Below are 11,429 nucleotides of genomic sequence, written 5' to 3'. Positions count from 1 at the left end.
TGTTAGTGGGCGACTGCTGCAGCGCCGTGTTCGTCGATCAACGCACCGTTGTGGAAACGGTCGATGGAGAAAGGTGCAGCCAACGGGTGCATTTCACCCTTGGCCAGGCTTGCGGCAAATACGTTGCCCGAGCCAGGTGTCGCCTTGAAGCCGCCGGTGCCCCAACCGCAGTTGAAGAACATGTTCGGTACCGGCGTCTTGGAGATGATCGGGCAGGCATCCGGCGTGGTGTCGACGATGCCGCCCCACTGCCGGTTCATGCGTACGCGCGACAGCACCGGGAACATCTCGACGATGGCCTGGACAGTGTGCTCGATCACCGGGTACGAACCACGCTGGCCGTAGCCGTTGTAGCCGTCGATACCGGCGCCGATCACCAGGTCGCCCTTGTCGGACTGGCTGATGTAACCGTGTACGGCGTTGGACATGATCACGCTGTCGATAATCGGCTTGATCGGCTCGGACACCAACGCTTGCAGCGGGTGGGATTCGATCGGCAGACGGAAACCGGCGAGCTTGGCCATGTGACCGGAGTTACCGGCCGTGACCACGCCGACGCGCTTGGCGCCGATGAAGCCCTTGTTGGTTTCGACACCGATGCACACGCCGTTTTCCTTGCGGAAGCCGATCACTTCGGTCTGCTGGATCAGGTCCACGCCCAAGGCGTCGGCGGCACGGGCAAAGCCCCAGGCCACGGCATCGTGACGGGCCACGCCGCCGCGACGCTGGACGGTTGCGCCCATTACCGGGTAGCGGGTGTTCTTGGAGCAGTCCAGATAAGGAATCTCGTCGGCCACTTGCTTGGCGTCGAGCAGCTCGCCGTCCACGCCGTTGAGGCGGTTGGCGCTGACCCGACGCTCGGAATCACGGATGTCCTGCAGGGTGTGGCACAGGTTGTAGACGCCGCGCTGGGAGAACATCACGTTGTAGTTCAGGTCCTGGGACAGGCCTTCCCACAGCTTCATGGCGTGTTCGTACAGGTGCGCCGACTCGTCCCACAGGTAGTTGGAGCGAACGATGGTGGTGTTGCGCGCGGTGTTACCGCCGCCCAGCCAGCCTTTCTCGACCACGGCCACGTTGGTGATGCCGTGCTCTTTTGCCAGGTAGTAGGCGGTCGCCAGACCATGCCCGCCACCGCCGACGATGACCACGTCATAGACCTTTTTCGGGGTCGGCGTGCGCCACATCCGCTGCCAGTTTTCGTGGTGGCTGAGGGAGTGTTTGAAGAGGCCGAAGCCTGAGTAGCGTTGCATAGTCATTTACTCCAAAACCGCGCTCAGCGATAAACCGGGAAGTCCGCGCACAGTGCCGACACTTGCTGTGCAACATTCGCTTCCACGTCGGCGTCGCCGAGGTTGTCGAGGATGTCGCAGATCCAGCCGGCCAGATCCACGCACTGGGTCACCTTGAAGCCGCGGGTGGTGACCGCCGGGGTGCCGATGCGCAGACCGGAGGTGACGAACGGCGACTGTGGATCGTTCGGGACAGCGTTCTTGTTCACGGTGATGTGGGCGCGACCGAGTGCTGCGTCCGCCTCTTTGCCGGTAAGGCCCTGACGGATCAGGCTGACCAGGAACAGGTGGTTATCGGTACCGCCGGACACTACATCGTAGCCGCGTTTGATAAATACGCCGGCCATGGCCTGGGCGTTATCGATCACTTGTTGTTGGTAGGCCTTGAAACCAGGCTCCAAAGCTTCCTTGAAGCACACCGCTTTACCAGCGATCACGTGCATCAGCGGGCCGCCCTGGGCACCCGGGAAGACTGCCGCGTTGAGCTTCTTCTCGATTTCTTCGTTGGACTTGCACAGGATCAAGCCGCCACGTGGACCGCGCAGGGTCTTGTGGGTAGTCGTAGTGACCACATCGGCGTACGGCAGCGGATTCGGGTACAGGCCTGCAGCGACCAGACCGGCGACGTGAGCCATGTCGACGAACAGCAGCGCGCCAACCTTGTCGGCGATCTGACGGAAACGCGGGAAGTCGAGGGTCTTGGAGTAGGCAGAGAAGCCGGCAACGATCATTTTCGGCTTGGATTCGACGGCCAGACGCTCGACTTCGTCGTAGTCAATCAACCCGGTCTTGGTGTCAATGCCATACTGCACGGCGTTGTACAGCTTGCCCGAGGACGAAACCTTGGCGCCGTGCGTCAGGTGACCGCCATGGGCCAGGCTCATGCCGAGAATGGTGTCACCGGCTTGCAGCAGGGCCAGGTAAACGGCGCTGTTGGCCGAGGAGCCGGAGTGCGGCTGCACGTTGGCGTAATCGGCGCCGAACAGTTGCTTGGCGCGTTCGATGGCCAGCGCTTCAACTTTATCAACGTGCTCGCAGCCACCATAGTAGCGCTTGCCCGGATAGCCTTCGGCGTATTTGTTGGTCAGGCCACTACCTTGCGCTTCCATGACGCGTTTGCTGGTGTAGTTCTCTGACGCGATCAGCTCGATGTGATCTTCCTGGCGTTGCTCCTCGGCATTCATCGCCGCCAGCAGTGCATCGTCGTAGCCTTTGATCTGGTCTTGCTTGCTGAACATCGCGTCTCTCCCAGCGGCGGTGGTGCGCCATTCGTCTCGGTGAGGCACTGGCGTTTTCGGCAGTGCCCTTTGAATGCGATGGTATGGCCGGCGCAGAGAGGCCAAATGCCTACGGGCGCCACGCAAAGGTGCGTTTACGACATAGCCTGAAATGGCACACTGAACACAATCTCCAATTCAGCGGAGAACCCTGTAGGAGCTGGCTTGCCGGCGAAGGCGGTGTATCAGTCGACACATGTACTAACTGACACACCGCTTTCGCTGGCAAGCCAGCTCCTACAGGGTCAGCTGGCGAGCTTGCGGATGAGTAGCAGCAGCAGGAAATGCAGTGGATACAAGGCGTACGCCCAGCGCCGCATCGGCGGCGGCTTTAAATGCCGGGCGTGTCGCAACAAGACCAGGCCCAGCCATGGCGCGATCAGACAAACGGCGATGCCGAGGCTGGCTGCAAGGTTGCCGAACCGGGCCGAGTGATACAGGACTTCCCACTGATTGGCCGCCAGGCACACCAACCCCGGCAGCAGGCTGAAATACCAGGGCCGCCTGATGACCAGCAACATCATCAACGGCAACAACACCCCGAAAAAACCGAACATCAGTCGCTCCGCAAACAGTGCCGCCAGCACCACTGCAGCGGTCGCCAGCAGTCGTGATTGCAGCAGCGGTTGCTGCCAGCCACGCGCCACCAACAGGCCCAGGGCCAGCGTGGGTAACACATTGAAGGTGTCGGGATCAGGAATGAACATTCGGTAGGGGATTTCACTGATGGCGCTAAACAGCAGTAACCACCCCAGATAACGCCATTGAGTATCGCGGCTGACGCTTCGGGTGCGCGACAGATTGGCCGCCATCGCCAGACAGAACCACGGAAACGCCAGCCGACCGGGCACATACAGGATATCGACGGAATAACCGACATATCGCAGATGATCGACCACCATGCTCACCAGGGCCAACCACTTCAGCAGATCCAGTGCCCCGTCCCGTTGAGTCATGTGCATAATTGCCCTGTATTTTTCTGACAGAAAGATCCCGTGCGCTCCCCGGACGACCTTCGGTAAAGTGCGCACCATCATTGACCACGAGACTCTTCACCATAAGAAGTTTCGATCACGGAAGCCGGCCATGACCGACAAGAGCCAACAATTCGCCAGCGACAACTACTCCGGTATCTGCCCTGAAGCCTGGGCGGCCATGGAACAGGCCAACCATGGCCACCAGCGCGCCTATGGCGACGATGAATGGACCGCCCGCGCGGCGGATCAATTCCGCAAACTGTTCGAAACCGACTGCGAAGTGTTTTTCGCTTTCAATGGCACCGCCGCCAACTCCCTGGCCCTGTCGTCGCTGTGCCAGAGTTACCACAGCGTGATCTGCTCGGAAACCGCCCACGTGGAAACCGATGAATGCGGCGCACCGGAGTTCTTCTCCAACGGCTCCAAATTGCTCGTCGCCCGCACCGAAAATGGCAAGCTGACCCCGGAATCAATCCGCGAAATCGCCCTCAAGCGCCAGGATATCCACTACCCGAAACCCCGCGTGGTGACCCTGACCCAGGCCACCGAAGTCGGCAGCATCTACACCCCCGAAGAAATCCGCGCCATCAGCGTCACCTGCAAAGAACTGCGCCTGAACCTGCACATGGACGGCGCACGCTTCTCCAATGCCTGCGCATTCCTTGGCTGCTCACCCGCCGACCTGACCTGGAAGGCCGGGGTCGACGTGTTGTGCTTTGGGGGTACGAAAAACGGCATGGCGGTGGGCGAAGCGATTCTGTTCTTCAACCACAAACTGGCCGAAGACTTCGACTATCGCTGCAAACAGGCCGGCCAGCTGGCCTCCAAAATGCGTTTCCTCTCAGCCCCGTGGGTCGGAATCCTGGAAAACGACGCCTGGCTCAAATACGCCCACCACGCCAACCACTGCGCCCAATTACTGGCGGAACTGGTCAGCGACATTCCGGGCGTGGAACTGATGTTTCCGGTGCAGGCCAACGGCGTGTTCCTGCAACTCTCGGAACCGGCGATCGCGGCACTGACCGCCAAGGGCTGGCGCTTCTACACCTTCATCGGCAACGGCGGCGCACGGTTCATGTGTTCGTGGGATACCGAAATTGAACGTGTGCGGGAATTGGCGAAAGATATTCGTGAAGTGATGAGTGCCTGAATCCGGCACGGGCAGCGGCAGGCGCGTCCGGAGTGCGCCGCGCCGCTCATCGGATCTGTTATTTCTGACAGTTCAGCTGCTCGGCACGCTGGCATATCGTTGGAACACCTGAAAAGGTTACGCAGTCTTTCAGGAACAAGGCCCGTCGAACATTCGGCGCAAACGCTATTCCAGTAGAGAGCGATCAAAATGAGCGATCAATCACAAGGTGCGTTTCTGACAAGTACTGCCAAAGAAATTGAGCGTGATGAATTTTTAAAAAATGTGAACATTGGCGACACAATTAAACATCACGACAACTCAGAATCCATTGTTGTCAAAAAGGTTTACGTGCAACAGATGTCCAATAATTACAAAATTGAGATCTTCTCAGAAAGGCCGTAAATCATCGAACTGAAGCTCTGTTTATCGATTGAAAACGGTCAGTCATGACCCCGCGGAACCTGTGGGAGCGAGCTTGCTCGCGATAGCGGCAGGTCAGCCAACATAGCTGTTGAATGTACCACCGTCATCGCGAGCAAGCTCGCTCCCACAGGTTGCGCGGCGTGTATTAAAACTCGATCCGCACATCGCCCTTCGGCACGCTGCAGCACGACAGGATGAACCCCTCGGCTTCGTCTTCCTCGGTGATGCCGCCGTTGTGCTCCATCTCGACCTCGCCACCCAGCTTCAACACCTTGCAGGTCCCGCAGATCCCCATCCCGCAAGCCTTCGGAATCAACAGGCCCAACTTGGCAGCAGCGGCGTGAACGGTCTCACCCGGCGCAACGCCAATGCTCTTGCCAGACGCCGTGAACTCCACCAGGTGCAGATCCGCGGCATCAATGTCCGGCGCGTCTGCAGCGATTTCGGCTTGCTCCACTGCATCGGCGCGGGCTTCCGCAGGCGTGGCGCCGAAAGATTCCTCGTGATAACGCGACATGTCGAAGCCGATCGTTTCCAGCATGCGCTTCACTGCATTCATATACGGCGTCGGGCCGCAGCAGAATACTTCGCGCTCCATGAAGTCCGGCGCCATCAACTCGAGCATCTTCTGGTTCAGGTAACCGCGATAACCGGCCCATGGCTCACCCAGACCATGCTTCTCGCAGATCAGGTGCAGGCTGAAGTTGTCGATCCGCGACGCCATGTGTTCCAGCTCGCGATGGTAAATGATGTCTTTGGGTGTACGGGCGCTGTGGATAAACACCATGTCGACGTTGCCGTTGGTGTCATAGAACCAGCGCGCCATGGACATGACGGGCGTGATGCCGACGCCGCCGCTGAGGTAAAGCACCTTCGGCGCGGTGAAGTCCATGGCATTGAACAGCCCGACCGGTCCGTGCACCGCCAGTTCCTGACCTTCGTGCAGGGTGTCGTGCAACCAGTTGGAAACCTTGCCGCCCGGCACGCGCTTGATGGTCACCGAAAAGCTGTACGGCACCGATGGCGAGCTGGAAATGGTGTAGGAGCGCATGATCGGCACGCCGTCGATTTCAAGCTCCAGGGTGACAAACTGCCCGGGCTTGAAAAAGAACAGGATCGGCTGATCAGCCATAAAACAGAAAGTGCGCACATCCCAGGTTTCCTGGATGACTTTGACGCAACGGACGATGTGTCGGCCATTGGCCCAGGTCTGGGTGGTTACCGGATTCAGGAAGCTGTTGGACATGCTGTTCTCCACCGCCGATGGTCGGCCTTATGTTGGCGATTTTGCGTATACCGCGAATCACCCATTTACCTATCTGCGACATTCACATACTTATCGCGACCAGCCGCCAATTACCGGGGGTTACGCGTCGGGAACAGATTTGGCCATGTCGCCCATGGATAAGGTTCCCGCAAGCGCCGGCCCCACACTCGCCCCAACAGATAAACGCTGTTTCTGTCTTGCGTAGCAACCGTATCAGCCACTATTCGCCGGCCACACAGAATGGCCATGAGGATCAAATCGATGGACGTCACCGCAAAAATCAGCCTGGGCGATCCGCTGGAACCCGCACGCAAGGCTACCGCGCAGATGTTGCATGAGCGCGAACGCACTTTCTCGCTGCCGCAACCGTTTTACTCTGACGAGCGGCTATTTGATATCGACATGCAGGAAATCTTCCAGAAAGAATGGTTGATCGCCGGCATGACCTGCGAAATCCCGGCAAAGGGCAACTACCTGACCCTGCAAGTCGGCAAGAACCCGATCATCGTGATTCGTGGCGCAGACGGCGTGGTCCATGCGTTCCACAACGTCTGCCGCCACCGCGGTTCACGGCTGTGCACCAGTGAAAAAGGCAAAGTCGCCAAACTGGTCTGCCACTACCACCAGTGGACGTATGAGCTGGACGGTCGCCTGCTGTTCGCCGGCACCGAAATGGGCGCCGACTTCGACATGAAGCAGTACGGCCTCAAGCCGGTGAATGTGAAAACCGCTGGCGGTTACATCTTCATCAGCCTGTCGGAAAACCCGCCGGCCATTGATGACTTCCTGTCGACGCTGAACCATTACATGGAACCGTACGACATGGAGAACACCAAGGTGGCGATCCAGACCACCTTGTTCGAAAAGGCCAACTGGAAGCTTGTGCTGGAAAACAACCGCGAGTGCTATCACTGCAACGCGTCGCACCCGGAACTGTTGAAAACCTTGCTGGAATGGGATGACGTCACCGACCCGCGGGCCGACCAGGCCTTCAAGGACCACGTTGCTGCTTCGGCCGCTGCCTGGGAAGCCGAGAAGATTCCTTACGCCCACGCCAGCTTCGGCCTGCGTAACCGCATCGTGCGCATGCCGCTGCTCAAGGGCACCGTGTCCATGACCCTGGACGGCAAACAGGGTTGCGCCAAACTCATGGGCCGCATCAAGAACCCGGACCTGGGCTCGATGCGCATCCTGCACCTGCCGCATTCCTGGAACCACTGCATGGGCGATCACATCATCGTCTTCACCGTGTGGCCGATCAGCGCCCAGGAAACCATGGTCACCACCAAGTGGATCGTGCACAAGGACGCGGTCGAAGGCGTGGACTACGACGTGGAGCGCATGCGCAAGGTCTGGGATGCGACCAACGACCAGGACCGTCGCCTGGCTGAAGAGAACCAGCGCGGGATCAACTCCACCGCGTACCAGCCAGGGCCTTATTCCAAGACCTATGAGTTTGGTGTGGTGAACTTTGTGGACTGGTACAGCGAGCGTATGTTGAACAACCTGGGCGCAGAGCCTGCTCCATACCTCAAGGGCGTGCCGGTTCAGGGCTAACAGCAACAGCATCGCGGGCAAGCCCGCTCCCACAAGGATCGGCGGCGTACACAAATACTGTGAACCCCCCAATCACTGTGGGAGCGGGCTTGCCCGCGATGAGGCCATCACATTCACCGATCAGCTTGAAGACCACCGCACACTGCCATCCTCCCCGATAAACTCCTCAATAATCCTCTCCCCCACCAACCGCACCTTCACATAACCATTCAACACCCGATCCGGGTACGCCTCATCCCGCGCATTTTGCGTTTCCGACCACAACACCCGCGAGTGCCCCTTCAGCTCACTGGCGTTGTCCGTGTCATGGGATTTGTCTTCTGCCAGGTAGCCAGGGCAACCCTGCGGCTGCCTGCATTCGGTGGGCGAATGAATACCTGGCCATTGAGTGAACTCAGCGGCAGCAAGCCGGTGTTGGAAAAGACAAGCGCAGAGCCTTATAACTGTATGAAATCTGATCTATTGCGTTCAAGCCTATACGCGACGTGGCTTGCAGGGTTTGGCGAACAAGTTATCCACAACTCCACCCACAGCTAATGGGGACAAGTGTGCAATCGGTTGAAATTTTATTCACAGAATGCGAAGAAAATACGTGACTTATCCGGAATCAGGGTTCCCGGCACTCATTGGCTGTTTTTTGATCTAAAGCCTGTAAGCCACGGTTTATATAGCCCCCAGATGATGGCAAACACCTTATCCACAGAAGCGCCAACAGACTTTGGGGGCAACTCTGGCAGATCTGTGGAAAACCCCATAAGCCCGCGATAAATCGGGGTTTTCGCCCGGTTCTTCAGAATAAAACGCTGATTTGGCTGTTTTTTAACCAGACGCCTGACAAGCCCGGCTTATAAGGCCTGCAGCCGACAGCAAACATCTTATCCACAGAAGCGCCAACAGAGATTGGGGGCAAGTGTCGATGATCCTGCAAACTTATACACAGGCTAGAGTCGAGTAGTCTGTTGTGAAGCCGAAGCACCCGGATTTCTTATTTCGCTACTTACAACACGGACGCTCTCAAGAGGTACATTTGGAACAACGTCAGAGGCTCTGGTCAGCAAACGCCTAACCGGTCCCGTCACAGCATTGAGGCCACTGACCTCCTGGACTGATTCCAACGCCATTCGAAATAAGGATGGCCCCCCGTTGCGAGATATCGCCACTATTTGATTCACCTGACTCACTGTGGTGGTCAATCCACCACCAAAGGTCAGGATCTGGCTCACAGCATTGCCCCCGATGGCCATACCCTGCGTCAAAGCGGGTGCTGTAGAGGTCAAAGCCCCTGGGATCCCCGCGGGACGAAATCCAACAGCAACAACGCCGCCCCAAAAGCTCAATGTATTAGCTACCTGCAAAGGTCTGGGTAGGGGCGTTTTGGTTACATATTTTGCAACTGCAGTCCGAACAGTCGCTGCCGTGGCAAATAACATTCCCACACCAACGCTGACAAACTGCCCAATGGCAGCAACCCACCATTGTCCGGACGGATCGACCCGATTAATGGGAGAGCCGCCACAGTATGCATAGGCATTGACTCCCCCCTTACCAAATGGGCTCAACCGATCCGGGCTGTGAAAGCGCATCAGCACCGGGTTATACACACGATGGCCATTTCCCAGGTGATACCAGCCCGTTGGCCGCTCATTGAGCTGTCCATTGAAGCCAAGCCTGCTTTGCGCTGCAAGCAGGCCGCTCTGGAAACCATAGGGGGTATAGGCAAGACGATTCGGACCAGTACGGTCAAGTTCAGCGAGGATCGTCTGTTGCTGATCAGGCGCCAGCAACAGGACTCGCGAAAAAGCTGCCGCAGGAGAGCGGACAAGACCTTGGGTTAGACGGGGAGCGGGCATCGACAGCATCCTTTTGCTGGCGTTATGGACCCGCAGTGTTTCGGCACATTCGCGGGTTGATCGAGCGACCACGCTGCTCAGGGTCAGCGGACGTCATCTAGCCATCAACCTAACAAACCACCAGCAAAACCGACACTAGCAGTTCTGCTAGGGTCATCCTCAAACCCGGCGAAGGAAACCGCAGACTCCGATCCTACGGGCGATACATCAGATACGCCTCCCCCGTCACCCGAATCATCGGATGGGGCACGATCTGGCAAGTATCGACGATACGAAAGCCATGCCGCTCATAAAACCGCCGTGCGCCGGTGTTGGCCGCATAGTCGATCAGGCTCAAGCCATTGAGGCCGAGCCGGTTGGCGCGATCATAGGCATAGGCAAGGAATTGCTTGCCCAAGCCCTGATTGCGCCAGCCCTCATGCAGCGCCAGGCTGGAGATGTAGAGGGTGTCGGGGATTTCCATCGTCGCGTAAGGCGCCAGCACCGGGTCGGTTGTCGGCTCTGCCAGCGGATCGTGACGCATCACGTAGCTGTGCATCATGCCAATGACCTGGCCGTCCGCCTCTGCAATAAGGCAGTTCTGCCAGGAGAAGTCCACGTCGTCGCGGGCGTATCGAAGGGTGCCGACTTCCAGAAGATCCTGACCGGACTGTGCCAACTGGCTCCAGATGTAATCCGCGGCGCCCTCTGATGTGATCTGAAACAAACGAGCAATCTCACGCGCATCCGCACGCATGGCCGACCGAAACTCAACTGCCATTTACCTGACTCCACAGGACATTGAGCGTCCGTTTTTACACGGACGCTCGGAGCGCGACAATGCGCCGGAGGGATAGTTATATATCCGGTTGTTGCTGATGGACACTTAACGCTAGCGGACCACGCCTTCTTCTATCAGCAGCTTGAGAATCGCCTCGGCCCCCGCTTCGGGGCTCAACCCTTTGAGCACCTGTCCACCACCGCCACTGGCCTTGGCCGTGGCCGCCTTCATCCGGTCCGCGCCGCTCTTGGCCTTGATCACCTTCAAGCGTTTAGGTCGTGGCTTGGCCGGTTGCAGCGTGGCAACGGCCAGCAGTTCATCGTCAATCACTTCAATTTCTTCAGCCTGCAACACACCACGCCGGGCCGGACCGTAGGCGCTCTGCCGAGGCTTCGGCGCGGCGTTATCCACAGTCGCGAGAAACGGCAACCGCACTTTCAGACGACGGCGTTGACCCCGTGGCAAGGCTTGCAGCACCAGGGCCGAGCTGCCGTCGATGGATTCAACCTGGGCCAGCCCCACCACCAGCGGCCAACCAAGACTTTCTGCCAGCAGGAACGGCAGCATGCCCGAGCCTTCGCCGGTTTCCGCCTGGCTGCCGGTCAACACGACCTGAGCGCCGGCGTCGCGCAAATAGGCGGTCAATGCGGGCAACGCATCGGCGCCGACCGGTTGTTCCAGCACATACAGCTCCTCCAGGCCCATGCCCAGATAAGCGCGCAATGCCGGTTCTGCGACATCGCCGGCATGCAGCACTTGCAAGTTATCCCCAGCCAGTTGCAGGCCCAGTTCCACCGCTCGCGCATCCTGCTCCGCGCGACGTGGCCGGCCGGAGGTCGGGTGGGCGCCGATGGACACCAGGCTGATGATTTTCGTGCTCATAACCCTTTCCTT

General features: G+C 58.6%; 10 protein-coding genes and 1 pseudogene. 3 read left to right on the top strand and 8 right to left on the bottom strand.

The window, feature by feature from the left end; translation table 11 throughout:
* Nucleotides 1–2 precede the first annotated feature (2 nt).
* From J2W17_RS29570 to J2W17_RS29560, 3 genes are all read right to left on the bottom strand, one after another.
* Entirely contained in the window at nt 3–1,253 is a 1,251-nt protein-coding gene (locus tag J2W17_RS29570; RefSeq protein ID WP_008057117.1) for a sarcosine oxidase subunit beta, read from the bottom strand.
* A 23-nt stretch (nt 1,254–1,276) separates the two neighbouring features.
* Complete coding sequence (gene glyA, locus J2W17_RS29565) at nt 1,277–2,530, bottom strand: serine hydroxymethyltransferase (RefSeq protein ID WP_307343350.1); 1,254 nt, start codon at nt 2,528–2,530, stop codon at nt 1,277–1,279.
* Nucleotides 2,531–2,814: 284 nt separating this feature from the next.
* Complete coding sequence (locus J2W17_RS29560) at nt 2,815–3,531, bottom strand: TraX family protein (protein WP_307343346.1); 717 nt, start codon at nt 3,529–3,531, stop codon at nt 2,815–2,817.
* 124 nt (nt 3,532–3,655) lie between these two features.
* On the opposite strand from J2W17_RS29560, the gene J2W17_RS29555 reads away from it, so the two are divergent.
* Together J2W17_RS29555 and J2W17_RS29550 are read left to right on the top strand one after the other, a co-directional pair.
* Nucleotides 3,656–4,696 carry a threonine aldolase family protein gene (locus tag J2W17_RS29555; RefSeq protein WP_307343344.1) on the top strand — a complete coding sequence of 347 codons (1,041 nt, stop codon included), beginning with the start codon at nt 3,656–3,658 and terminating at the stop codon, nt 4,694–4,696.
* Between the two features lie 189 nt (nt 4,697–4,885).
* The gene (locus J2W17_RS29550) at nt 4,886–5,080 is read left to right on the top strand and encodes a hypothetical protein (RefSeq protein ID WP_307343341.1); all 195 of its coding nucleotides are present in this window, start codon (nt 4,886–4,888) and stop codon (nt 5,078–5,080) included.
* Nucleotides 5,081–5,246: 166 nt separating this feature from the next.
* Here the strand turns inward: J2W17_RS29550 and gbcB are convergent, their stop codons facing one another.
* Entirely contained in the window at nt 5,247–6,347 is a 1,101-nt protein-coding gene (gbcB, locus tag J2W17_RS29545; protein WP_307343339.1) for a glycine-betaine demethylase subunit GbcB, read from the bottom strand.
* A gap of 282 nt (nt 6,348–6,629) precedes the next feature.
* Between gbcB and gbcA the strand changes: the two genes are divergently transcribed.
* Nucleotides 6,630–7,925, top strand: a complete 1,296-nt coding sequence (gene gbcA, locus J2W17_RS29540) for a glycine-betaine demethylase subunit GbcA (RefSeq protein WP_307343337.1) — start codon at nt 6,630–6,632, stop codon at nt 7,923–7,925.
* Between the two features lie 120 nt (nt 7,926–8,045).
* On the opposite strand, the pseudogene J2W17_RS29535 reads toward gbcA, so the two are convergent.
* The 4 genes and pseudogenes from J2W17_RS29535 to etfB form a co-directional block, all read right to left on the bottom strand.
* A pseudogene (locus J2W17_RS29535) lies at nt 8,046–8,225 on the bottom strand (metallophosphoesterase); the annotation flags it as partial.
* A 641-nt stretch (nt 8,226–8,866) separates the two neighbouring features.
* Nucleotides 8,867–9,775 (bottom strand): RHS repeat-associated core domain-containing protein, encoded by a 909-nt coding sequence (locus J2W17_RS29530; RefSeq protein WP_307343334.1) that lies wholly within the window; start codon nt 9,773–9,775, stop codon nt 8,867–8,869.
* 193 nt (nt 9,776–9,968) lie between these two features.
* Complete coding sequence (locus J2W17_RS29525) at nt 9,969–10,535, bottom strand: GNAT family N-acetyltransferase (RefSeq protein ID WP_307343331.1); 567 nt, start codon at nt 10,533–10,535, stop codon at nt 9,969–9,971.
* Nucleotides 10,536–10,646: 111 nt separating this feature from the next.
* Nucleotides 10,647–11,417: an electron transfer flavoprotein subunit beta gene (gene etfB / locus J2W17_RS29520; RefSeq protein WP_307343329.1), complete on the bottom strand. Its 771-nt coding sequence runs from the start codon at nt 11,415–11,417 to the stop codon at nt 10,647–10,649.
* Nucleotides 11,418–11,429 lie beyond the last annotated feature (12 nt).

Source organism: Pseudomonas lini (genome assembly GCF_030812475.1).
Taxonomy (GTDB): Bacteria; Pseudomonadota; Gammaproteobacteria; order Pseudomonadales; family Pseudomonadaceae; genus Aquipseudomonas; species Aquipseudomonas lini_A.
Note: the sequence above shows the minus strand (reverse complement) of the source record. Positions and strands in the feature narration are given on the sequence as shown.

Coding starts and splice junctions, on each gene's coding strand:
- J2W17_RS29570 (WP_008057117.1), bottom strand. CDS start 1,253: ATGCAACGCTACTCAGGCTTCGGCCTCTTCAAACACTCCCTCAGCCAC.
- glyA (WP_307343350.1), bottom strand. CDS start 2,530: ATGTTCAGCAAGCAAGACCAGATCAAAGGCTACGACGATGCACTGCTG.
- J2W17_RS29560 (WP_307343346.1), bottom strand. CDS start 3,531: ATGCACATGACTCAACGGGACGGGGCACTGGATCTGCTGAAGTGGTTG.
- J2W17_RS29555 (WP_307343344.1), top strand. CDS start 3,656: ATGACCGACAAGAGCCAACAATTCGCCAGCGACAACTACTCCGGTATC.
- J2W17_RS29550 (WP_307343341.1), top strand. CDS start 4,886: ATGAGCGATCAATCACAAGGTGCGTTTCTGACAAGTACTGCCAAAGAA.
- gbcB (WP_307343339.1), bottom strand. CDS start 6,347: ATGTCCAACAGCTTCCTGAATCCGGTAACCACCCAGACCTGGGCCAAT.
- gbcA (WP_307343337.1), top strand. CDS start 6,630: ATGGACGTCACCGCAAAAATCAGCCTGGGCGATCCGCTGGAACCCGCA.
- J2W17_RS29530 (WP_307343334.1), bottom strand. CDS start 9,775: ATGCCCGCTCCCCGTCTAACCCAAGGTCTTGTCCGCTCTCCTGCGGCA.
- J2W17_RS29525 (WP_307343331.1), bottom strand. CDS start 10,535: ATGGCAGTTGAGTTTCGGTCGGCCATGCGTGCGGATGCGCGTGAGATT.
- etfB (WP_307343329.1), bottom strand. CDS start 11,417: ATGAGCACGAAAATCATCAGCCTGGTGTCCATCGGCGCCCACCCGACC.